Raw genomic sequence first — 21444 nt, 5'->3', positions numbered from 1 at the left:
ATGTCGCTGACTCCAGTCATCACTGAGCACTGGGATGTTCCAGATCTCTACACGATCGATGGCTACAAGCGCTTTGGTGGCTACCGAGCCCTGCAGAATGCACTCACTCTTGATCCTGACTCGATCGTCACCACGATCAAGGATTCCGGACTTCGCGGACGCGGAGGCGCTGGCTTCCCTACCGGCTTGAAGTGGAGTTTCGTTCCGCAGAACGACGGCAAGCCGCACTACTTGGTGGTCAACGCCGATGAGTCAGAGCCGGGTGCCTGCAAGGACATTCCGATCATGATGGCCAACCCGCATGCGCTGGTTGAAGGCGTCATCATCTCTGCTTTTGCCATTCGTGCCAGTCATGCCTTCATCTACATCCGTGGTGAGGTGCCCAATGCTCTGCGCAAGGTTGCAAGCGCAGCAGCCGAAGCACGTCGTGCTGGCTATCTCGGCAAGAACATCCTCGGTAGTGGTTTCGATCTCGAGCTCGTGGTGCACGCCGGTGCGGGTGCATACATCTGTGGCGAAGAAACAGCGCTCTTGGATTCTCTCGAGGGCTTCCGCGGTCAGCCGCGCTTGAAGCCACCGTTTCCAGCAGTCGCGGGCCTGTACGCATCGCCAACAGTGATCAACAACGTCGAGACCATCTGCAATATCCCCTACATCCTTGATCGCGGTGTCGATTGGTTCCGTCAGTTCGGCACTGAAAAGTCACCTGGTTTCAAGGTGTGGGCGGTTTCGGGCCATGTGAATCGTCCAGGCATCTACGAAGCTCCGCTGGGCATCACGATGCGCGAACTCTTGGACTACGCCGGCGGGGTTCGCAATGGCGGCGAGGTGAAGTTCTGGCTGCCGGGTGGATCTTCAGTGCCGATGCTGACTCCCGATCACCTTGACATCCCAATGGCCTACGAAGAAATGGCCGCCGCCGGAACCATGCTCGGCACGGGCACACCGATGATCTTCGACACCACGGTCAGTGTGGTCAAGGCCGTCAGTCGATGGTTGGAGTTCTACAAGCATGAGTCCTGCGGCAAGTGCACTCCCTGTCGCGAGGGCACCTACTGGATCACCGGCATCTTGGAAACCTTTGAGCACGGACACGGCGCGGAATCCGATCTGGATCTGCTCGTCAGTGCATGCAATCAGATTGCTGGTCGATCCTTCTGCGCCCTTGGTGACGCTGCGGCAACGCCGTTTCCTGCAGCACTGCAGTACTTCCGTGATGAATTCATCGCGGCCACCCAGACCCCGGTTGACGAGCAGTTCGATCCGGTGGCCTCTTATGTCTTTGCGGGAGCCGTTGCGCGATGACTGAAATTCTCAAGCAAGAAGTAGTGGCGACCATCAGTGTCACCATCGATGGCGTGGAGTTGCAGGTTCCTAAGGGAACTCTGGCAATTCGTGCCGCGGAGATGATCGGCGTTGAAATTCCACGCTTCTGCGATCACCCATTGCTTGAGCCAGTAGCCGCCTGTCGAGCCTGCCTCATCGAGGTCGAGGGCATGCCCAAGCCGCAGCCAGCGTGCGCGCAGGTGGTCAGCGACGGCATGACCATCCGCACCCAGCAATCCTCGCCCGTTGCTCGTGACGCGCAAGAGGGCGTGCTCGAATTCCTGCTTCTCAACCACCCACTTGATTGCCCGGTCTGTGACAAGGGCGGCGAATGCCCACTGCAGAACCAAGCAATGTCAGCGGGTCGTGCAGAGTCACGCTTCGATGGCGAGAAGCGCACCTTCGACAAGCCAATCCCCATCAGCGCACAGATCCTGCTCGACCGCGAGCGCTGTGTTTCATGCGCCCGATGCACGCGATTCTCTGGGCAGATCGCTGGTGACCCGATGATCGAGCTGCTCGAGCGTGGCTCGAATCAGCAGGTCGGCATTGCCACCGGTGAGCCCTTCAATTCCTACTTCTCTGGCAACACCATTCAGATTTGCCCGGTCGGCGCTTTGACCAGCGCCGAGTACCGATTCCGATCGCGTCCCTTTGACCTTGTGTCCACGCCCACCACATGTGAGCACTGCGCTTCGGGTTGCTCCTTGCGCACAGACTCCCGACGTGGTGAAGTCACCCGCCGCCTGGCTTGGGAAACCCCAGAAGTCAACGAAGACTGGAACTGCGACAAGGGTCGTTTCGCCTTCGCCTACCTCACCGAGAGCCGCATCACCACGCCCCTCATTCGCGAGGATGGCGAACTTCGTCCCGCTTCGTGGCCAGAGGCGATCGATGTTGCGGCGCGTGGGCTCGCAGCAGCGGGTTCGGCAACTGGTGTTCTCACCGGCGGTCGGCTCACTCAAGAAGACGCCTACGGCTACGCGAAGTTTGCGCGTGGAGTTCTGGGCACTGATCACATTGACTTCCGTTCGCGTGCGCATTCCGAAGAAGAAGCCCAGTTCCTTCGCGCCCTTGTTGCTGGCTCGTCGCTCACCACGACATATGCGTCTCTTGAGCAGGCACCGTTCGTTCTGCTCATTGCCTTCGAGCCTGAAGATGAGTCGCCGATCGTCTTTCTGCGCCTTCGCAAGTCCGTCACTCGCGTGACCAGCATTGCTACTCGAGGCTCCAAGGGCCTGGCCAAGCTCGGCGGCACTCTGCTGTCTGTCGTACCTGGTGAAGAAGCATTGGCAATCCGTGAACTCTCAGCAGACATTCGCGAGGCTCTTGCACAACCAGGCGCTGTCATTCTTGTCGGCGAGCGCATCGCTGCAAGTGTGGGTGCCCCCTCGGCCGTAAGTGAGTTGGCTGCGGCTACCGGTGCTGCGCTGGCTTGGGTGCCTCGTCGCGCCGGCGAGCGCGGAGCACTGGATGCCGGAGCACTTGCGGGCCTGTTGCCCGGCGGACGTCCGCTCACCGATTCGCAAGCGCGAAATGAAGTTGCCGCAGCTTGGGGTATCAGCGCTGATGCCTTGCCTAGCGCTGCTGCAGCTGAAGTTCTTGACGCCGCAAGCCGTCGCGCTTTGAAGGCGCTGATTATCGCAGGAGTTGATCCCGCCGATATACCCTCGCCGTTTGTCACCGACGCGGCTCTTGAGCGAACATCGTTCATCGTGTCTTTGGACCACCATCACTCGGAGATCACTGAGTTCGCTGATGTGGTGCTTCCTGTTGCTCTGGTCACCGAGAAGTCAGGCACCTTCGTTGACTGGGAAGGTCGCGCTCGTCCCTTCGCCCAAGTATTCAAGGACGCATTGGCGATGAGCGACGCCACCGTGCTCGGCATGATCGCTCGGGCAATGGGAGTCACTGCTGGTGCTTGGGATGGCCCGGGCATTCGACGCGAACTCGCGGGACTTGGCTCATGGGCCGGCCCCCGCGCCGAGGCTCCAAATCTCGCCTCGCCCGCAGCATCCGAATCCGGATTCCGTCTTGCCTCGTGGCGAGAACTGCTCGATGCCGGTGTCATGCAAGAGGGCGAACCACATCTCGCTGCCACAGCGCGTCCAGTCGCGGCCGTTCTTTCTGCCTCAGCGTTCGCCAAGCTCGGGTCGCCAGCCAGAGTCATGGTCACCGGCCCCCTTGGCTCAGTGCACTTGCCAGTTGAAGTCGGTGATGTTCTCGACAATGTCGTCTTCGTCCCGATGAATGCTCCTGGCTGCTCGATCTACACAGATCTCGGCGCGCGCGTTGGCGCTGCTGTTGACGTCACTGCTGGAGGTGCGGCATGACCGACGGCCAGTTCGGATTCTTCGGCACTGATCCTTGGTGGATCGTGATCGTCAAGGTGCTTGGCATCTTCGTGATGCTCGTGCTGCTCACCTTGTTCACGATCTGGTGGGAACGTCGCGTGGTGTCTCGCATGCAGAACCGCATCGGACCAAACCGCGTTGGTCCCTTCGGGCTGCTGCAGTCCTTGATGGACGGCGTGAAGCTCGCATTGAAGGAAGAGATCGTTCCCAAGGGTGTGCACCTTGCGGTGTATTGGATCGCGCCGATCATCTCAGCGACGATGGCCTTTGTCGCTTTCGCAGTGATTCCGTTCGGCCCGGTCGTGAATATGTTTGGCGTCTACACCCCGCTGCAACTCACCGATTTCCCGGTCTCCGTGCTGTACGTGCTTGCGATTGCGTCAATTGGCATCTACGGCATCGTCCTGGCTGGCTGGGCATCCGGCTCCACCTATCCACTGCTTGGTGGGCTGCGCTCCAGCGCACAGATGATCTCCTACGAGATCGCGATGGGCTTGTCCTTCGTCGCGGTGTTCCTCTACGCGGGTTCAATGTCTACCTCTGAAATTGTGAGCGCGCAGGAGCCAGTCTGGTTCGCGGTCATCCTGCTGCCTTCCTTCTTGATCTACGTCACGGCAATGGTGGGTGAGACCAACCGCGCACCCTTCGACCTTCCCGAGGCAGAAGGCGAGCTCGTCGGCGGTTTCCACACTGAGTACTCCTCGATGAAGTTCGCGCTCTTCTTCTTGGCCGAGTACATCAACATGGTGACGGTCTCGGCATTGGCGACCACCTTGTTCTTGGGTGGCTGGCGGGCTCCATGGCCATTGTCTTTGTGGGAGGCCTCGAATACTGACTATTGGCCAATCCTTTGGTGGCTGGCCAAGGTGCAGATCTTCATCTTCATCTTCATCTGGCTGCGCGGCACTTTGCCTCGCCTGCGCTACGACCAGTTCATGAAGTTTGGCTGGAAGGTGCTGATCCCAGTCTCGATCGCGTGGATCCTGATTGTTGCCACCGCACGCGCATTGCGCAATGAGGTCACGTTGAATACGACCGAGATTCTGGTGAGCGGAGCGATCGTCATCGGCGTCCTGCTCGCGGCTTCTTGGTTGCTGCAAGCCCGAGCCGATCGCAAGGCTGCAGCTGATGAACTGGATGCCGCCGAGACCGCAGTTCAACCATTTGATGCGATGGCCGGCGGCTACCCAATACCTCCAATGCCGGGCCAGGAGTCGAATCTGACCAGCCGCCGTGGCCCGTCAACCATCACTACGCAGGAGGCCATCGATGGCTGAGCTGCCCCAAGCAGTCCGGGGATTCTGGGTCACCTTCCGCACCATGTTCAAGAAGGTGGTCACAGAGCAGTACCCCGAGGATGCTGCGAAGTTCCCGCCCAAGCCCCGCTTCCATGGTCGTCATCAGCTCAACCGCTGGTCAGATGGCCTGGAGAAGTGCGTGGGCTGCGAGTTGTGTGCGTGGGCTTGCCCGGCCGATGCGATTCTGGTCGAGGGTGCCGCCAATACCGAAGACGAGCGATTCTCGCCAGGGGAGCGCTATGGCCGCGTCTACCAGATCAACTACACCCGCTGCATCTTCTGCGGCCTGTGCATTGAGGCCTGCCCAACTCGTGCGCTGACGATGACCAATGTCTTTGAACTTGCTGACAACAATCGCGCAGATCTCATCTTTGAGAAGAAGGACCTTCTGGCTCCAATGCTGCCGGGCATGGTCGCCCCGCCACACGCCATGGTCGAGGGATCAACGGAGCAGGATTACTACGCGAATCGGATCAAGGGAGCTGACGTTGTTGATCAGGGGGTGAACCCGTGATCGACACCCCGACCAACACCGGAGAAGCCGTTGTCTTCTGGGTCTGCGCAGTGCTCTCGGTTCTTGGAGCCATTGGCTTGATCACCTCGCGCAAGGCAGTGCACAGCGCGTTGTGGATGGCGCTGACAATGATCACCTTGGCCGTTCTGTACATCACGAACTCAGCACCGTTCCTGGGTATGGCGCAGATCATCGTCTACACCGGCGCCGTGATGATGCTGTTCCTATTCGTCATCATGGTCGTTGGAGTTGATGCTTCTGACTCGCTCATTGAGACCATAAAGGGCCAGCGCTGGGCAGCCATGCTGCTTGGCTTGGCTTTGATCCTTATTTTGGTCTGGGGCGTGGGCAGCTCGCTCGCTGGAATTCCGGCGACGGGTCTGGAGTTTGCGAACCGAACAGACGGCGGCAACGTGCCGGGTGTCGCGCGTCTGATCTTCACTGACTTTCTGGTGGTCTTCGAGGTCACTTCGGCTCTGCTCATCACCGCGGCCCTTGGCGCTATGGTTCTGGCGCACCGCGAACACTGGAAGCCCAAGCCAACTCAGGCAGAGCTGTCGAAGGCTCGATTCCTGGGCGATGAGCATCCGGGCAATCGTCCCAACCCCGGTATTTACGCGCGCCACAACGCCGTCGATACTCCCGCATTGCTTCCGGATGGCTCGCCAACCGAACTCAGCATCCCTGGGGCGCTGCGCGCGCGCGGCGACATAGCGCCAGTTGATATCGAGGACGTTCACGCAATCGAGGAGGCTGATTCGCTGTGAATCCCTCCAATTACGTCGTTCTTTCGGCTCTGCTGTTCGGTATCGGAGCACTGGGCGTGCTGGTACGACGCAACGCGATCGTGGTGTTCATGAGTGTGGAACTCATGTTGAACGCCTCGAACCTGGCGTTCGTTGCCTTCGCTCGCATGAACGGCAATCTCGATGGTCAGGTGGTCGCCTTCTTTGTGATGGTGGTTGCCGCTGCCGAGGTCGTGGTTGGTCTGGCGATAATCGTCCAGATCTTCCGATCGCGCCGTTCTGCGTCCATCGACGAACCCAATCTGCTGAAGTACTAGGACAAGGAAACTCACGTGCAAGAGTTGATGCCGGCGACCGGCGTGTTCTCGCTGCTGTGGTTGCTGATTGCGCTGCCACTGGTTGGCGCGGCGATCCTGCTGCTCGGTGGGCGCACGACCAATAAGTGGGGGCCATATCTGGGCGTCTTCACTGTTGTGGTCGACGCCTGCCTGGCGATCTGGATGCTCGTGGAGATGATGGGCCAAGGCGCTGAAGATCGGACTTTCAACGACAACATCTACAGCTGGGTCTTTGCGGGAAGTTTCAAGGTCGACATGGCCTTCCAACTTGATCAGCTCTCAATGGTCTTCGTGCTGCTGATCACCATTGTCGGTTCGCTGATTCACATCTACTCACTTGGCTACATGAGCCACGACCCTGATCGTCGCAAGTTCTTCGGCTACCTGAATCTCTTCGTTGCAGCGATGCTCTTGCTCGTTCTGGCCAACAACTACCTGCTGATGTATGTCGGCTGGGAAGGCGTTGGTCTTGCGAGTTATCTGCTCATCGGCTTCTGGCAGTACAAGCCGGCTGCGGCAGCTGCCGCCAAGAAGGCATTCATCATCAACCGAGTTGGTGACGTCGGCCTGAGTCTGGCGATCATGGTCCTGTTCGTGACCTTCGGGTCGGTCTCCTTCCAGGATGTCTTCAGCAGCACCGGACAGGCAAGTGAAGGCACGCTCACGGCCATTGGCCTGCTGTTTCTCTTGGCTGCTTGCGGCAAGTCTGCGCAGTTCCCGCTGCAGGCTTGGTTGCTTGATGCAATGGAGGGCCCAACTCCGGTCTCGGCACTGATTCACGCGGCGACCATGGTCACCGCTGGCGTGTACTTGATCACGCGTAGCAATGCGATCTTCGATGCTGCTGCCTGGGCTGCGACAGCTGTTGTCGTGATTGGGGTGATCACTATGTTCATGGGCGCGATCATCGGTTGCGCCAAAGACGACATCAAGAAGTCTCTTGCGGGTTCCACGATGAGCCAGATCGGTTACATGGTGATCGCGGCCGGCCTGGGGCCGGTCGGCTACGTCTTCGCCATCTTCCACCTGCTGACCCACGGTGTGTTCAAAGCTGGACTCTTCCTTGGTGCGGGCTCGGTCATGCACGGAATGAAGGACAACGTGAACATGCGTCGTTATGGTGCATTGCGCGCGCTGATGGTGATTACCTTCGGCACCTTCTTGATCTGCACCTTGTCGATCATGGGCATCCCGCCGTTCTCGGGCTTCTGGTCTAAAGACAGCATCGTTCACGCGGCATTTGAGAGCAACAACCTGGTTGGCGTGTGCACCGTGCTTGCTGCTGGCATCACAGGCTTCTACATGACTCGCATGGTCGCGATGACCTTCTTCGGCAAGGCGCGCTGGGAAGACGATGCGCATCCGCATGAGTCACCGGCTGTGATGACCATCCCGTTGATCATCTTGGCCATCGGGGCGACCTTCCTGGGCATGGCGCTGCTGTTCTGGGGGAATATCGAAACTTGGCTTGAGCCTGTTGTCGGCTACCAGGAGCACGAAATCGCGATCCCAGAAATCCTGTTGATGGTCATCACGCTGGCGGTCGTCCTCGCTGGTGCTGCGTTCGGATGGATTCAGTACGCCCGCCGGGAGGTCCCCGTCGCCGAGCCGCATGGCAACCTGCTCACACGTGCGGCTCGTGCCGAGCTGTATGGCAATGCGATCAATGATGTCCTGGTCGTGCAGCCCTCCTTCTGGTTGTCGCGCTTCCTGGTGTGGTTCGACAACGCCTGGGTCGACGGCTTCGTCAATGGCAGTGCAGCTGCAGTTGGCGGATTGTCAGGACGCATGCGCAAGTACCAGACCGGCTTCATCCGTTCCTATGCACTTTCGATGGTCGGTGGCGCCGTCTTGGTTGTCCTGGCACTGGTACTGGTGAGGCTTTCGTGAACGAGTTCCCCTGGCTGACCGTTCTCGCAGCCGTGCCGCTTGTCGGCAGTGTTGTGGTGGCCTTGCTGCCCAAATCGCGCCCGCTGTTGGCGAAGCAACTCGCGCTGGCCATCTCCGTCGTGGCTCTGGGGTTGACCGTTGTCATTGCCTTGCAGTTCAACGGCTCCACCAGTGAGCCGTTCCAGCTCGTCGAATATCACGAGTGGATCCCGGCCTTTGGCATCACCTACTCCATGGGAGTCGATGGCATCGGCCTTGTGCTGATTGCGCTGGCGGCAATTCTGGTGCCGATCACGATCCTTGCTGGGTGGAACGATGTCGAAGAGCCGAACTCCGAGACGGTCGGCAGCGTCAAGGGCTACTTCGCTCTGATCTTGGTGCTGGAGACCTTGATGATCGGCGTCTTCGCAGCCACCGACGTATTCCTCTTCTACGTCTTCTTCGAAGCCATGCTGATTCCGGTCTACTTCATGATCGGGCGCTACGGCGGCCCGGAGCGTTCGTACGCGGCAATGAAGTTCCTGATCTACAGCCTCCTCGGCGGCTTGTTCATGCTCGCAGCGATGATTGGTTTGTTCGTTGTCTCTGGCCAGATCTCAGGACAGGGGACCTTCAATTGGTTCCAACTCGTTGGCCTCGACATTGATCCGGCAACGCAGAAGATCCTCTTCCTTGGATTCTTCTTTGCCTTTGCAATCAAGGCTCCCTTGTGGCCATTCCATACCTGGCTTCCCGATGCAGCGAGTGCGGCAAAGCCCGGCACCGCGGTACTGCTGATTGGCGTACTCGACAAGGTCGGCACCTTCGGCATGATCCGCTACTGCCTGCCGATCTTCCCTGCCGCAAGTGAGTTCTATGCGCCGGTGATCATTGGCATGGCTTTGGTAGGCATCTTCTATGGCGCATTTGTGGCGCTGGGTCAAAACGACATGAAGCGCTTGTTCGCCTACTCGTCGATGTCGCACTTTGGCTTCATAGCGCTGGGTATCTTCGCCTTCACCACGATCGGCATCAGCGGCTCCGTTGTGTACATGGTGGCGCATGGGTTGTCCACCGCCGCGCTCTTCTTGACTGCTGGCTTCCTGATGCAGCGTCATCGCGGTTCGAGCCTGCTGTCGGATTACTCCGGTGTGAACAAGCCGGCACCAGTCTTGGCGGGCTTCTTCCTGTTTGCCGCGCTGTCCTCCTTGGCCCTGCCTGGGCTGGTGTCATTCATCGGCGAGTTCATGGTGCTGCTGGGCACTTTCCAGCGGTATTTGTGGGTGGGCGGCGTCGCCACTCTCGGCATCGTCATCACGGCTGCCTATGTGCTGCGCGTTTACCAGAAGTCGATGACCGGTTCAGTTGGTGAAGGCCTAGCAGGCATCAGGGATCTTGGGGTGCGAGAGTTCACTGCCTTGATTCCGATTGTTGCCTTGACGATCTTCCTCGGGCTGTACCCGACGCCTCTGCTGAATGTCATCAATCCCGCCGTCGACACCGTCATGTCCATCACGGGTCAAACCGATCCGCCTCCGACTATTGGCGTGACGAGCACCACCACTGAAGGGACCCAACCGTGATCGCCGTGAGTGCCGTGGTCCAGGCGGCCGACACCACTACTTGGGTGATGCCAACGATCGAGTATCGACTGCTGGCTCCGATCCTGATCGTGCTCGGCGCTGGCGTTGTCTCGGTTCTCATCGAGGCCTTCCTGCCGCGAGCAGCACGACGCCCAACGCAGTTGATCCTGGTGTTCACAACGCTCATTGCCGCACTGATCGCGATCATCAGCCTGCATGGCGATCGGGCAGTCGTCGGCCAAGGTGCACTGGTTGTTGATGGTCCCGGCTTGATCATGCAGGCCACGATCGTGGTCATCGCGATCCTTGGTGCGCTGCTGATGGCTGAGCGCGGGCTTGATCCAAGCGGCGATGCCTTTGCCCCGCGGGCCTCCGCCCTCCCGGGGTCTGAGGATGAGCGTCAATTCACTGCGCGCGGCTATTTCCAGACCGAAATCTGGGCCTTCTTCCTGTTTGCCGTTGGCGGCATGCTGCTGTTCCCGGTAGCCAATGACCTGCTGATGATGTTCGTGGCCCTTGAAGTCATGTCCTTGCCGCTCTACCTGCTCGCCGGCATGGCCCGTCGCCGTCGCCTGCTCTCCCAGGAAGCTGCGTTGAAGTACTTCGTTCTTGGCGCCTTCTCTTCAGCCTTCTTCCTGTACGGGTCAGCGTTGCTCTACGGCTTCTCCGGCTCGATCTCCTTCCCAGTGATCGCCGAAAAGCTCTCGGCCATCCCGGGGCAGAGTTCGCTCGTCCTGATCGCCATTGCACTTGTTGCAGCTGGTCTGCTCTTCAAGATCGGCGCCGTGCCCTTCCACCAGTGGACGCCAGACGTCTACCAGGGTGCGCCGACCCCGTTGACGGGCTTCATGGCGGCCGCAGTGAAGATCGCGGCCTTTGGTGCCCTCTTGCGTCTGTTCTACGTTGCCCTTGGCGGCATGCGTTGGGACTGGATTCCGATGATGTGGGTCATCGCGATTCTCACCATGCTCGTCGGCTCGATCATCGCGCTCACCCAGAGCGACATCAAGCGGATGCTGGCCTATTCCTCGATTGCGCAAGCTGGCTTCATCCTGCTGGGTGTCATCGCGGCATCGCCTGCAGGTTTGGCAGGTTCGATCTTCTACTTGATCTCTTACTCCTTCACAACCATCGGCGCCTTCGCCATCATCATGTTGGTGCGCGATGACACAGGCGAAGCTACCCACCTTTCCAAGTGGGCTGGCTTGGGACGCAAATCACCCTTCGTGGCTTCTGTCTTCGCCCTGTTCATGCTGTCGCTGGCCGGCATCCCCCTGACCAGCGGTTTCATCGGGAAATTCAGCGTGTTCACTGCGGCAATCGCCTCAGGCAATACCTGGCTGGTAATCGTGGCCGTAGTCGCCTCGTTGATCGCTGCCTTCTTCTACCTTCGCGTCGTGGTCTTGATGTTCTTCACCGATCCGACGGAGGACACCGCCACAGTGGCCGTCCCCTCCGTCTTCACGACCATTGCTCTGGCTGCCGGTGCCACCGTGACCATCCTTCTGGGAATCGTGCCGCAACCGCTGCTCGAGCTGATCGTCAACGCCGGCGTTTTCGTTCGCTAGTAGCGTGTAACCATGAGTTCTCAACCCATGGATCTGCTTTCGGGCGATCCTGAGCTGGAGGCATCCCTCACCTCGGCCATGGCGCAGGTGGAGTCCGCCCTGCATGAGGCGATCAAGAGCGACTACCCATTTGTCACAGAGACTTCAACGCACCTAGTCGATGCGGGTGGCAAGCGCTTCCGCCCACTGCTGACTTTGCTGGCTGCGCAGTTCGGGGATCCAAGGCGCAAAGAAGTCATCGAAGCGGCCGTGGTTGTTGAACTGACTCATCTGGCAACGCTTTATCACGATGATGTGATGGACGAGGCCAAGATGCGCCGCGGTGCTGATTCGGCCAATGCTCGTTGGGACAACTCGATCGCGATTCTCACTGGTGATTTTCTCTTTGCTCGTGCCTCTGACATCCTCGCCGACCTCGGTCCTTCGGCAGTTCGCATCCAAGCCCGCACCTTCGAACGGCTGTGCATCGGACAGATTCGCGAGACGGTCGGTCCGATCGATGGCGCTGATCCGGTGCAGCATCACTTGCAGGTGCTGGCCGACAAGACTGGTTCGTTGATTGCAACTGCTGGCCAGTTCGGCGCGATGCTTTCCGGTGCTGACGAACTGACCGTTGAGGTGCTCACCAAGTTTGGCGAGTGCATCGGTGTGGCATTCCAGCTCGCTGACGATCTTGTCGACATCACTTCTGAATCTGAGCAGTCGGGCAAGACTCCGGGAACCGACCTGCGCGAGGGAGTTCCAACTCTTGCGGTGCTTATCGCACTGTCGAGCACAGATACTGCGGACAGCAGACTGCAACAACTGCTCTCGCGACCACTTCCGGATCCGATTGAGCACGCCGAGGCGCTCGCACTGCTGCGCCAGCACAGCGCTTTGGAGGAGGCTCAGGTTGAGGCTCGTCGGTGGGCCGATGATGCGCGTAAGTCCTTGGTGGAATTGCCCGCGGGCGCTCCTCGGGAAGCCCTTGAGCAACTGTGCGACTACGTCGTTTCGCGCACGGGCTGATCCCCTCCACCACCTCGCTACGCTCGGTGGATGCTCGCCGAACTCGCCCCCGAGATGTATCGCGTTGTCGCTGATCCGACCATCCGCATCCATGTGAGCGAACTGGCCTGCTGCGCACTCGAAGTGGGCTCAGCTGTGACTTTGGGTTTGCTTTCGCGCGAGAGTCCTCAGGACTGCGTTGCCCGGATAGATGTGCTTCTGGTTGCAGGCACGGTCACTGAGCTTCTGGCGCCTGCGGTACAGGCTCAATGGGAGTCAATCCGGGAGCCCCGGCTGGCCATTGCCGTGGGCGCCTGCGCAAGCTCGGGCGGACCGTATTGGGATGCGCTGCCCGTCCGCAAGGGCATCACCGATCTCGTGGAGACCTCTGGCTATGTCGCAGGTTGTCCACCTGATCCCCGGCGAATTATTGATGGTGTGCTCGCCTTGGTGCCAACGCTGTGATGCCGACAAGGATTGATTCAGAGGTGTGGCTGCAGCATTTCGCGCAACTGAAGTCTGAAGGCCTGGGCTGGTTCGACTTTCTGACTGCCATCGATCGTGGGGACCACGTCGATGTTGTCGCACGCGTCACGGACCAGTCACAGTCTCGGTCGGCATTGGTCACCACAGCAGTCTCGGTCGAAGTTGCATCACTGACGAGCCTGTATGCCGGCGCAGCTTGGTATGAGCGCGAGACTCTGGAGATGTTCGGCATTGGCTTCGCTGGTCTCACTGATCAACGTCCGCTTCTGCACCGATTCTTCCCCGACCCGCCGCCCTTGCGTAAGTCAGTGCCGTCATGAGTGTCCGAGAATCCATTGGCCTGCATGAGGATTCCTGCACTTCATGCTTGATTTGCGTGCGTGACTGTCCCAGCGTGTGCATCGAAATCGAGCGGCATACCGAGCAGCTCACGGAAGGCCGCAGGCCAAAGACCGTGCACGTGCTCGATGCCTTCCGCATCGATTACGCGCTGTGCATGTACTGCGGCATCTGCATTGACGTCTGCCCAACCGATGCACTCAGCTGGAGCCAGGTTGCAGGACTGTCGGTGCATTCGCGCGCGGAACTCGTCAGTGATCGCGAGGATCTGGCTCGTCGAGCGCTGTAGCTAGCGGTAGTTCACGAACTGAGTTGCGAAATCCAGCTCGGCTGTTCGCACTAACTCCTGCACGGCCTGAAGATCATCACGACTCTTGCTGGTGATGCGCAGCTCCTCGCCGATCACCTGAGCCTTGACGGCCTTGGGCCCCTCGTCACGGATCAGTTTTCCGAGCTTCTTGGCCTGCTCCTGATTGATCCCGGCCTTGAAGGTTCCGGTGATCTTGTACTCCTTGCCCGAGGAGCGAGGATCCTCAGCTTCAAAGCTCTTCAAACTCATGCCACGCTTGATGATCTTCTCCTTGAAGACATCAAGGGCGGCTTTGGCTCGCTCTTCAGTTCCCGAAGTGATTTCAACGCCGAGTTCACCCTTCCACTCAATGGTGGTATCGGTGTTCTTGAAGTCGAATCGTTGCGCCAATTCCTTTGCCGTCTGATTCAAGGCGTTGTCGGCCTCTTGCCGATCCACCTTCGACACGATGTCAAAACTGCTGTCTGCCATAGCTCCTCCTCAACCCCGCCATTGTGCCGAATCGCGAGTGCCATCCTGCATGGTCCCGCCCAGAAACATGCGCGTGTATTGTTTCCCGCGCTGCCCGCAAGGGGAGCATGGCAGGTTGCCCGAGCGGCCAATGGGAGCGGACTGTAAATCCGCCGGTTAATACCTCCGAAGGTTCGAATCCTTCACCTGCCACACAAGGCTGTGGGGTTCGTCGAAATTCTGACGGACCCCACAGTGCATTCTCGGGCGAACTGACAGACTGCGCGAGTGCCCAAGTTGAGTATCGACATCACGCCCTTGCGTACCTCCAAGGACTTCCGCAACCTGTTCGTGAGCGGGATGGTCACCTACCTGGGCTCGATGATCAGTTATGTCGCCATCCCCTTCCAGATTGCTGATCTGACGGGATCCTTCTTTGCCGTTGGTGCCGTAGGCCTGGTGCAACTCGTGCCGCTAGTCGTCTTCGGTCTGTATGGCGGTGCGCTGGCGGACACCCTTGATCGACGTCGGATCGTGTTGATCACCGAAGTGGTCGCGCTGTTGCTGCTGAGCGTCTTGTGCCTGAACTCGTTGATGTCTGATCCGCATCTCTGGGTGATCTACTTCGTGGCTTTTGTGCTGGCAGCTAATCAAGGAATCCAGCGTCCGTCCATGAATGCGATCATCCCGAGGGTGGTATCGCATGAAGAATTGCCTGCGGCAGGTGCTCTGCGCATGGTGCAGTACACGCTCGGTTCGATCATCGGACCAGCCATTGGCGGCTTGCTGATCGCCGTTGCTGGCGTCGGCTTCGCCTATGGGGTCGATGTGATCTCCTACGCAGTCTCTGCCATCTTCCTGTTCCGGCTGCGGAGCCTTGGACCGTTGTTGGAGGTTGTTGAGAAGGCGAGCATTGGCCATATTCTCGAAGGAGTGAAGTATGCCTACGGCAGGCGTGATCTTCTTGGCACATACATCATCGATCTGATCGCCATGATCTTCGCCTTTCCGGTGGCGATGTTCCCTTTTGTCGCCGAGCAGTTCGATGCGCCTTGGTCGCTCGGCTTCCTCTATGCAGCAACAGCTGTGGGTGCGCTGCTCGTCACTTTGACCAGTGGCTGGACCTCACGTGTCAATCGACATGGACGCCTGGTGGTCTTCTCCGCTGCGCTTTGGGGACTGTGCATCGCTTTGATCGGCGTGGCCCCCGGTATCTGGTGGGTTCTGATTCTGCTGGTGTTAGCGGGGGCGGCAGACATGGTCAGTGGTCTGTTCCGCACACTGATCTGGAATCAGACAATTCCCGACGGAGTGCGCGGCCGGATGGCTGGCATCGAGATGCTGAGCTATTCGGTCGGTCCGTTGCTTGGCCAAGTCCGCAGCAGCACGGTTGCGTCGGTCACTTCCCTGCGCTTCTCCTTTGCCAGCGGCGGACTGCTGTGTGTGGCTGGCGTGATAATCGCGGCGGTGCTTACGCCGACTCTATGGAAGTACAACGTCCAGACCGACGCGCATGCTCAGCGTGAGCGAGAGGTTCGGGGCAGGGTCGAGGGAGCTAGTTGACGCGCAGTTGCACGGAGTCCTCGATGCGATGCTTGCCTGACGATTCAATTCGCCAAGCAGATAGGCGTCCGCGCGGCCGGAAGTGCCACATGGAACTTCCATCGCTCTCGCCAAGAAGTGCGGTGTCCTCGTCGATGCCCAAGGTCATTGCTCCCTTGGCGGCGAATGGGCGCAGCGCGATGTCGGGCATCCATTGGGTCAAGCGATCAAAATGGGGAAGCACGCGCACTTCGGGAAGTACTCCTAGGCCTTCAACCCCACCCTTGCGGGGATGTCTGAAGTCATTCACCGCACCGCCCATTGCCATGGCTCCAGCGCTGCACCCGGCAAGAGAAGCGCCATTGCGCCATTCCTGCACAATGGCCTGCCACACATTGGAGCCGCGCAAAGTGTCGGCTAAGTAGGCTGGATTGCCACCGGAGAGATAGATGAGTCCAGCACCGGCGATCGCTTGCACCCATTGGTCTTCATCGGCGTCAACGCGGTCGCGAACATCGACAATGACCTGTTCAACGCCAAGCCTTTGGGATGCCGAGCTCCCGAGTTCGTGCCAGCGGCTCAGGGATTCGTCCCCCTCTGGGGCTGCGGCGGTGGCGAGCTGGACGTAACGCTTTGGCCGACCTTCGAGAAGCCAGCCCTCAATCTCCTGCATCACAGGCAGATATTCGCCGCTGCCTACAAGGGCGATCCGACCCGGGATGCTCATGGTTGGACTTTACGGGGTGATGGAACTGGCCAAGGTGGAATCCATGGCATGCTCGCGAACCATGTCTGAGCTGCACGCGAGGCACGCACGTGGTCGAGAATCCGATTGCAATGGCCAAACGGAATCATCATCGTGTTCACCAAGCATGAGTCCACCCAACTCTCAGATCGCTTTGATCACAATCGCGTGGGCTTGGATCACATCGGGCTGTCCTGCCCATCGGAAGCTGCAGTGCGCGGCTGGGCCGATCGACTCGATGAGCTCGAGTTCCCCCACGATCCCGTTGAGGATGTCGACTACGGCTGGGCAGTGACGGCTCGCGATCCAGACGGCATTGCCGTGGAGTTCTTCTGCCGCAAGGTCTGACTAGTCCAAAGGAAAGTGAATGCCGGTGATTTCTTCACTGACATTCCAAAGCCGCATTGCTGCGTTCACATCCATCGCAGCAGCCGAGCGATCAACGAGTTGGGGATTGCCCTTCCACTGACCCGCGCCATTGGGACCGATGCAGCTGTCGCCGTGGAGATCTGAGGCGGTGGCCGCATACAGGCTTGGCAAAGCGCCCATCGCGGCTGATTGTCCGATGACTGAGCCCACCTGCGTCATGGCGCTGGTGACGAAGGGAAACTTTCCCAAGTGCAGCGGGGCCACGTACAAAGCCGTTGCCGCATAGCCGGGATGGGCAGCCATCGCCTTTGCAGAACTGCCAAGACGATCCAGGCGAGTCTGAAGCTCATTGGTGAAGAGCAGTTGTGCCAATTTGGATTGTCCGTAGGCCGTCCAGCGCCGGTATCTGCGCTCACCCTGGAGGTCGTCAAAGTCGATCGATCGAGCAAATCGGTGAGCATTGGACGTGACATTGACGATGCGAGCCTGTGGTTGAGCCAGCAGGGCTGGCATCAACAGCGCAGTGAGGGTGAAGTGGCCCAGATAGTTGGTAGCGAACTGCAACTCAAAGCCGTCGCGGCTCAGTTTGCGGGGGATCGCCATGACTCCGGCATTGTTGATCAGTAAATCCAAGCCGCTCGGATTGTCCTGGCTCCATCGATCAGCGAATCTGCGCACGCTTGCCTGACTGGCCAGATCGAGTTCTTGCACGACAAGCCCACTGGCTCCAGAAGCATGCATACGCGTCGCGGCGGATTGGCCCTTGGCCACATCGCGCACGGCCAGAGTCACCGCAGCTCCGTGCTTGCTCAACTCAAGTGCTGTGAAGTAGCCGATACCGCCATTGGATCCGGTCACCACAGCTCGACGACCGTGCAGATCTGGCATGTCTGCGGCGGTCCAAGGCATGTGCATAGTGTGAGGCCTTGACCTTGGATCCACGTGATCGCATCGGGTTGAGGCACGATTTCGACTGGCTCATATCGCCGTGTAGGCTTGCGGGGCTTTGTGCCCCCATAGCTCAGTTGGTAGAGCGTCTCCATGGTAAGGAGAAGGTCTACGGTTCGATTCCGTATGGGGGCCCGTAAGGCAGCATCGACTCCCGTCTTTGCCGCCTAAAGCGGGGTAGCTCAGTTGGTAGAGCAAGCGGCTCATAATCGCTGTGTCGCCGGTTCAAGTCCGGCCCTCGCTACTGGTGAGCTCCATGCTCATTGCAACGTACGATTCAGGTTCGACAAGGCACGACCAGTCAGAAAGAGACGATCATGGCTAAGGCTTCCGACGTTCGACCCAAGATCACCTTGGCGTGCGAGGACTGCAAGCACCGCAACTACATCACCAAGAAGAATCGTCGTAACGATCCTGACCGCATGGAGATGAAGAAGCACTGCATGAACTGCAACAAGCACACTGTTCACAAGGAAACCCGCTAACCGGATTTCGTTCAGCAACTCATGGCGCTGAATCCCGAATTCATCGGGCGGACCTATCCAGCAGGCCCCTCATATTTGGTTGGCCGCGAGAAGATCCGCGAATTTGCGCGGGCAGTGGGTGACTCCAACCCTGCCTATCTTGACCCTGACGCCGCGCGAGCCTTGGGCTACGCCGATGTCATTGCGCCACCCACATTCGCAATCGTGCTCTCACTGGAAGCCGCAAATGCGGCTCTCTTTGATCCAGAACTTGGCCTGGACTATTCACGCGTCGTCCACGGCGAGCAATCCTTTGCCTACACCCGCCCGATCTGCGCCGGAGATGAGTTGATCGTGACAACAGTCATTGAGAATATTCGCTCAATGGCTGGTAACGACATGATCACCACCAAGGGCATCATCACGACCGTTGCCGGCGAGCCGGTGGCCACCGCGACGTCCATGCTCGTCTCGCGGGGCGAAGAATCATGAGCGTGAGCTTTGACAGCATCGCCGTTGGCACTGAACTGCCAGAAGCCGAGTACACGGTCGATCGTCTTACCTTGGTCAAGTACGCGGGCGCGTCTGGCGATTTCAACACCATTCACTGGAACGAGCGCATTGCCCTTGAGGTTGGCCTGCCAAATGTGATCGCCCACGGCATGCTGACGATGGCTGAGGCCGTTCGCGTGGTCACTGACTGGATTGGTGATCCCGGGGCAGTGATCGAATACGGCGTGCGCTTCACCCGCCCTGTCGTCGTAGCCAATGACGATGTCGGAACTGTGCTGGCGGTATCCGCGAAGATCACCGAGTTGCTCGATGATCGCTGCGTGAAGATCGCCATCACATGCAAGAGCCAGGATCAAACTGTCCTCGGACGCGCGCAGGCCATCGTTCGTCTTGCCTAGCGGTCTCTAGTCTTGGCCCATGCGTTTTGCGGATCACACCACCCTGCGCGTAGGTGGCATGGCAGCCGGATTCGTGGTCGCTGCCAATGAAGCAGAACTGATCGAAGCCGTTCAACAGGCTGATGCCGTTGGGACACCAGTGCTGCTCCTTGGTGGGGGGAGCAACCTGCTCGTCGCTGACGAGGGCTTTGCTGGGCTAGCAGTCCACACCAGACTCCGCGGTATCCATCACCAGGACATCGGCGATCTAGTGTTTGTGACTGCTGCATGCGGTGAACCCTGGGATGGACTTGTGTCTGTTTGCTTGAGCTCTGGTGCTCACGGGCTGGAAGCTCTGTCTGGAATCCCCGGAGATGTCGGGGCAACGCCTATTCAGAATGTCGGTGCCTACGGAGTTGAGGTCGGCAATCTCATCGCAAGTGTGCGCGTCTGGGATCGCCAGGAACAACAGCAGCGTGATCTGTCTCCACAAGAATGTTGCTTCACATATCGCGGCAGCATCTTCAAAGAACTGCCTGATCGCTGGGTTGTCTTGGCTGTGACTTTTGCCCTGGCGCGCACGGGCTTGAGTCGCATCAGCTACGACCAACTTGCCGAACTGCTTGATCTCGAAGTCGGGGATACCGCGCTGCCCTCGCGCATCCGTGAATCCGTAGTGCGCTTGCGCAGATCCAAAGGAATGGTGCTCGACGAAACTGATTACGACACCTGGAGTGCGGGCTCCTTCTTCACCAATCCAATAGTGTCCGATGAAGTTGCGGCACAACTGCCTGCTGACTGTCCGCGTTACCCGGCGCGCAATGGCGTGAAGCTCAGTGCAGCATGGCTGATTCAACACGCTGGCATTGAACCTGGCTTTGGACTCAACGAGCGAGCGCGCATTTCGAACAAGCACACCTTGGCTTTGACCAACCGGGGTGAGGCAACTGCCGCCGACATTCTTGAACTTGCACGTGTTGTGCGCGAACGAGTGCTGGCAGCTTTCGCCATTGAACTTCAGCCTGAGGTCCGACTGGTTGGCTGTTCGCTCGACTAGTTGAGCTCGTCCAGTAGTGCGGCTATCCGGGCGGCGCCTTCAGTGATGTCGGCATCACTGGTGGCATAGGACAGACGCAGATATCCAGGAGTGCCAAAGGCTTCGCCGGGTACAACAGCAACCTCTACCTCGTCCAAGATCAACCCGGCAAGTTGTGCCGACGAGGTCAGTTGCTGCCCGCGAAGGCTCTTGCCGAACAGTGCCTTGACGGATGGATACACGTAGAACGCGCCCTCCGGCAGCGGACAGGTGACTCCGGGAATCGCATCGAGTATGCCGGTGATCAATTTGCGTCGTCGGTCAAAGGCCGCCCTCATTTCGGCAACCGCCGACAAATCGCCAGTGACTGCAGCGAGCGCAGCAATCTGCGAGACGTTGGCGACGTTTGATGTTGCGTGTGACTGAAGGTTGGTTGCTGCCTTCACGATGTCTGCAGGCCCGATCATCCAGCCCACCCGCCAGCCGGTCATGGCATAGGTCTTGGCCACACCGTTGACGACGACACAGGTGTCGGCGAGCGCAGGCACGAGTGCGGGCATCGATGCAAACTCTGCATCGCCGTACACGAGGTGCTCGTAGATCTCGTCAGTCACAACCCAAATGCCGTGCTCGACTGCCCACTCGCCAATGGCTTTGACCTCAGCGGGGGAGTAGACCGCGCCAGTCGGGTTCGACGGCGAGACGAAGACGAGCACCTTGGTGCGCGCTGTGCGTGCAGCTTCCAGTTGATCGATAGTTGCGCGATAGCCGGAAGTTTCATCGGTCAGGATTTCAATCGGAAGTCCACCAGCCAAGCGAATGGATTCTGGGTATGTAGTCCAGTAGGGCGCGGGCAGCAGCACTTCGTCGCCTGGATCAAGCAATGTGGCAAAGGCGTTGTAGAGCGCCTGCTTTCCACCATTAGTGATCAGAACCTGATTCGCAGTGACCTCATAGCCAGAGTCACGCCTGGTCTTGAATGCCACAGCCTCTTTTAACTCAGGCAGACCGCCCGCAGGTGTGTAGCGATGCCATTTCGGATTCGAACAGGCCTTGATTGCCGCGGCAACGATGTAGTCAGGAGTCGGGAAATCCGGCTCGCCCGCACCAAATCCAATGACGGGACGGCCGGCGGCCTTCAGGGCCTTGGCCTTTGCATCAACGGCCAAAGTGGCCGATTCGGTGATTGCGGCAATGCGGGCAGAAACGCGTGCAGTCATATGAGCATTCTTCCAGCGCGCCGTGGCTCCACAAGCAGCAGCCTCACGCTGGCTGATTGAAT

22 protein-coding genes, 3 tRNA genes and 1 pseudogene are annotated in these 21444 nt (G+C 59.1%); 22 read left to right on the top strand and 4 right to left on the bottom strand.

Going from position 1 to position 21444, the window contains the following annotated elements; all coding sequences use genetic code 11:
- The 13 genes and pseudogenes from nuoF (at nt 1) to Q7L55_10900 (ending at nt 13619) form a co-directional block, all read left to right on the top strand.
- On the top strand, nt 1–1305 hold the full coding sequence (gene nuoF / locus Q7L55_10960; GenBank protein MDO8733066.1) for an NADH-quinone oxidoreductase subunit NuoF: 1305 nt from the start codon (nt 1–3) through the stop codon (nt 1303–1305).
- Nucleotides 1302–3659 (top strand): NADH-quinone oxidoreductase subunit G, encoded by a 2358-nt coding sequence (locus Q7L55_10955; protein ID MDO8733065.1) that lies wholly within the window; start codon nt 1302–1304, stop codon nt 3657–3659. The genes nuoF and Q7L55_10955 overlap by 4 nt, the downstream gene beginning before the upstream one ends.
- Entirely contained in the window at nt 3656–4957 is a 1302-nt protein-coding gene (nuoH, locus tag Q7L55_10950; GenBank protein MDO8733064.1) for an NADH-quinone oxidoreductase subunit NuoH, read from the top strand. The genes Q7L55_10955 and nuoH overlap by 4 nt, the downstream gene beginning before the upstream one ends.
- Nucleotides 4950–5492: an NADH-quinone oxidoreductase subunit NuoI gene (gene nuoI / locus Q7L55_10945; GenBank protein ID MDO8733063.1), complete on the top strand. Its 543-nt coding sequence runs from the start codon at nt 4950–4952 to the stop codon at nt 5490–5492. Before nuoH ends, nuoI begins: the two co-directional genes overlap by 8 nt.
- On the top strand, nt 5489–6259 hold the full coding sequence (locus Q7L55_10940; GenBank protein ID MDO8733062.1) for an NADH-quinone oxidoreductase subunit J: 771 nt from the start codon (nt 5489–5491) through the stop codon (nt 6257–6259). The genes nuoI and Q7L55_10940 overlap by 4 nt, the downstream gene beginning before the upstream one ends.
- Nucleotides 6256–6555 (top strand): NADH-quinone oxidoreductase subunit NuoK, encoded by a 300-nt coding sequence (gene nuoK, locus Q7L55_10935; protein MDO8733061.1) that lies wholly within the window; start codon nt 6256–6258, stop codon nt 6553–6555. Before Q7L55_10940 ends, nuoK begins: the two co-directional genes overlap by 4 nt.
- A gap of 27 nt (nt 6556–6582) precedes the next feature.
- Entirely contained in the window at nt 6583–8466 is a 1884-nt protein-coding gene (gene nuoL / locus Q7L55_10930; GenBank protein MDO8733060.1) for an NADH-quinone oxidoreductase subunit L, read from the top strand.
- Nucleotides 8463–10028 (top strand): NADH-quinone oxidoreductase subunit M, encoded by a 1566-nt coding sequence (locus Q7L55_10925; GenBank protein MDO8733059.1) that lies wholly within the window; start codon nt 8463–8465, stop codon nt 10026–10028. Before nuoL ends, Q7L55_10925 begins: the two co-directional genes overlap by 4 nt.
- 5 nt (nt 10029–10033) lie before the next feature.
- Entirely contained in the window at nt 10034–11596 is a 1563-nt protein-coding gene (gene nuoN, locus Q7L55_10920) for an NADH-quinone oxidoreductase subunit NuoN (GenBank protein MDO8733058.1), read from the top strand.
- Nucleotides 11597–11608: 12 nt separating this feature from the next.
- Complete coding sequence (locus Q7L55_10915; protein MDO8733057.1) at nt 11609–12604, top strand: polyprenyl synthetase family protein; 996 nt, start codon at nt 11609–11611, stop codon at nt 12602–12604.
- 30 nt (nt 12605–12634) lie between these two features.
- Nucleotides 12635–13048, top strand: coding sequence for a hypothetical protein (locus Q7L55_10910; protein ID MDO8733056.1), 414 nt, complete (start codon nt 12635–12637; stop codon nt 13046–13048).
- Nucleotides 13048–13389 (top strand): NADH-quinone oxidoreductase subunit C, encoded by a 342-nt coding sequence (locus Q7L55_10905; GenBank protein ID MDO8733055.1) that lies wholly within the window; start codon nt 13048–13050, stop codon nt 13387–13389. Before Q7L55_10910 ends, Q7L55_10905 begins: the two co-directional genes overlap by 1 nt.
- Nucleotides 13386–13619: pseudogene (locus tag Q7L55_10900) on the top strand (4Fe-4S binding protein). Before Q7L55_10905 ends, Q7L55_10900 begins: the two are co-directional and overlap by 4 nt.
- Before the next feature lie 78 nt (nt 13620–13697).
- On the opposite strand, the gene Q7L55_10895 reads toward Q7L55_10900, so the two are convergent.
- Nucleotides 13698–14189, bottom strand: a complete 492-nt coding sequence (locus Q7L55_10895; protein MDO8733054.1) for a YajQ family cyclic di-GMP-binding protein — start codon at nt 14187–14189, stop codon at nt 13698–13700.
- 109 nt (nt 14190–14298) lie between these two features.
- Here Q7L55_10895 and Q7L55_10890 point away from each other — a divergent pair.
- Together Q7L55_10890 and Q7L55_10885 are read left to right on the top strand one after the other, a co-directional pair.
- Nucleotides 14299–14381 (top strand) — tRNA-Tyr (locus Q7L55_10890).
- A 75-nt stretch (nt 14382–14456) separates the two neighbouring features.
- Nucleotides 14457–15731, top strand: coding sequence for an MFS transporter (locus Q7L55_10885; GenBank protein ID MDO8733053.1), 1275 nt, complete (start codon nt 14457–14459; stop codon nt 15729–15731).
- Here Q7L55_10885 and Q7L55_10880 read toward each other — a convergent pair.
- The gene (locus Q7L55_10880; protein ID MDO8733052.1) at nt 15724–16437 is read right to left on the bottom strand and encodes a Type 1 glutamine amidotransferase-like domain-containing protein; all 714 of its coding nucleotides are present in this window, start codon (nt 16435–16437) and stop codon (nt 15724–15726) included. The genes Q7L55_10885 and Q7L55_10880 overlap by 8 nt on opposite strands.
- A 132-nt stretch (nt 16438–16569) precedes the next feature.
- Between Q7L55_10880 and Q7L55_10875 the strand changes: the two genes are divergently transcribed.
- Nucleotides 16570–16803, top strand: a complete 234-nt coding sequence (locus Q7L55_10875) for a VOC family protein (GenBank protein MDO8733051.1) — start codon at nt 16570–16572, stop codon at nt 16801–16803.
- Here Q7L55_10875 and Q7L55_10870 read toward each other — a convergent pair whose 3' ends face one another.
- A complete protein-coding gene (locus Q7L55_10870) occupies nt 16804–17739 on the bottom strand; it encodes an oxidoreductase (protein MDO8733050.1) in 936 nt (311 codons plus the stop codon).
- A 95-nt stretch (nt 17740–17834) separates the two neighbouring features.
- On the opposite strand from Q7L55_10870, the gene Q7L55_10865 reads away from it, so the two are divergent.
- The 6 genes from Q7L55_10865 (at nt 17835) to Q7L55_10840 (ending at nt 20183) form a co-directional block, all read left to right on the top strand.
- Nucleotides 17835–17907: transfer RNA gene (locus Q7L55_10865), tRNA-Thr, on the top strand.
- 36 nt (nt 17908–17943) lie between these two features.
- Nucleotides 17944–18016, top strand: a tRNA-Met gene (locus Q7L55_10860).
- A 73-nt stretch (nt 18017–18089) separates the two neighbouring features.
- Nucleotides 18090–18257: a 50S ribosomal protein L33 gene (gene rpmG, locus Q7L55_10855; protein MDO8733049.1), complete on the top strand. Its 168-nt coding sequence runs from the start codon at nt 18090–18092 to the stop codon at nt 18255–18257.
- A gap of 21 nt (nt 18258–18278) precedes the next feature.
- Entirely contained in the window at nt 18279–18728 is a 450-nt protein-coding gene (locus Q7L55_10850; GenBank protein ID MDO8733048.1) for a MaoC family dehydratase N-terminal domain-containing protein, read from the top strand.
- On the top strand, nt 18725–19147 hold the full coding sequence (locus tag Q7L55_10845; GenBank protein MDO8733047.1) for a MaoC family dehydratase: 423 nt from the start codon (nt 18725–18727) through the stop codon (nt 19145–19147). Before Q7L55_10850 ends, Q7L55_10845 begins: the two co-directional genes overlap by 4 nt.
- Nucleotides 19148–19166: 19 nt before the next feature.
- Nucleotides 19167–20183 (top strand): UDP-N-acetylmuramate dehydrogenase, encoded by a 1017-nt coding sequence (locus tag Q7L55_10840; protein ID MDO8733046.1) that lies wholly within the window; start codon nt 19167–19169, stop codon nt 20181–20183.
- Here the strand turns inward: Q7L55_10840 and Q7L55_10835 are convergent.
- Nucleotides 20180–21382, bottom strand: coding sequence for a pyridoxal phosphate-dependent aminotransferase (locus Q7L55_10835; protein MDO8733045.1), 1203 nt, complete (start codon nt 21380–21382; stop codon nt 20180–20182). The genes Q7L55_10840 and Q7L55_10835 overlap by 4 nt on opposite strands.
- Nucleotides 21383–21444: the final 62 nt, after the last annotated feature.

This window comes from Actinomycetota bacterium (assembly GCA_030650795.1).
GTDB lineage: Bacteria > Actinomycetota > Actinomycetes > S36-B12 > S36-B12 > UBA11398.
This window is presented reverse-complemented; position numbering and strand designations above follow the sequence as displayed.

Bases quoted from the DNA above. Each gene is read 5' to 3' on its own strand.
- Q7L55_10845 (MDO8733047.1), top strand. From the start codon at position 18,725: ATGAGCGTGAGCTTTGACAGCATCGCCGTTGGCACTGAACTGCCAGAA.
- Q7L55_10895 (MDO8733054.1), bottom strand. From the start codon at position 14,189: ATGGCAGACAGCAGTTTTGACATCGTGTCGAAGGTGGATCGGCAAGAG.
- Q7L55_10905 (MDO8733055.1), top strand. From the start codon at position 13,048: ATGCCGACAAGGATTGATTCAGAGGTGTGGCTGCAGCATTTCGCGCAA.
- nuoL (MDO8733060.1), top strand. From the start codon at position 6,583: ATGCCGGCGACCGGCGTGTTCTCGCTGCTGTGGTTGCTGATTGCGCTG.
- Q7L55_10955 (MDO8733065.1), top strand. From the start codon at position 1,302: ATGACTGAAATTCTCAAGCAAGAAGTAGTGGCGACCATCAGTGTCACC.
- nuoI (MDO8733063.1), top strand. From the start codon at position 4,950: ATGGCTGAGCTGCCCCAAGCAGTCCGGGGATTCTGGGTCACCTTCCGC.
- Q7L55_10835 (MDO8733045.1), bottom strand. From the start codon at position 21,382: ATGACTGCACGCGTTTCTGCCCGCATTGCCGCAATCACCGAATCGGCC.
- Q7L55_10840 (MDO8733046.1), top strand. From the start codon at position 19,167: ATGCGTTTTGCGGATCACACCACCCTGCGCGTAGGTGGCATGGCAGCC.
- Q7L55_10850 (MDO8733048.1), top strand. From the start codon at position 18,279: ATGGCGCTGAATCCCGAATTCATCGGGCGGACCTATCCAGCAGGCCCC.
- Q7L55_10870 (MDO8733050.1), bottom strand. From the start codon at position 17,739: ATGCACATGCCTTGGACCGCCGCAGACATGCCAGATCTGCACGGTCGT.
- nuoH (MDO8733064.1), top strand. From the start codon at position 3,656: ATGACCGACGGCCAGTTCGGATTCTTCGGCACTGATCCTTGGTGGATC.
- nuoF (MDO8733066.1), top strand. From the start codon at position 1: ATGTCGCTGACTCCAGTCATCACTGAGCACTGGGATGTTCCAGATCTC.
- Q7L55_10880 (MDO8733052.1), bottom strand. From the start codon at position 16,437: ATGAGCATCCCGGGTCGGATCGCCCTTGTAGGCAGCGGCGAATATCTG.
- Q7L55_10915 (MDO8733057.1), top strand. From the start codon at position 11,609: ATGAGTTCTCAACCCATGGATCTGCTTTCGGGCGATCCTGAGCTGGAG.
- rpmG (MDO8733049.1), top strand. From the start codon at position 18,090: ATGGCTAAGGCTTCCGACGTTCGACCCAAGATCACCTTGGCGTGCGAG.
- Q7L55_10910 (MDO8733056.1), top strand. From the start codon at position 12,635: ATGCTCGCCGAACTCGCCCCCGAGATGTATCGCGTTGTCGCTGATCCG.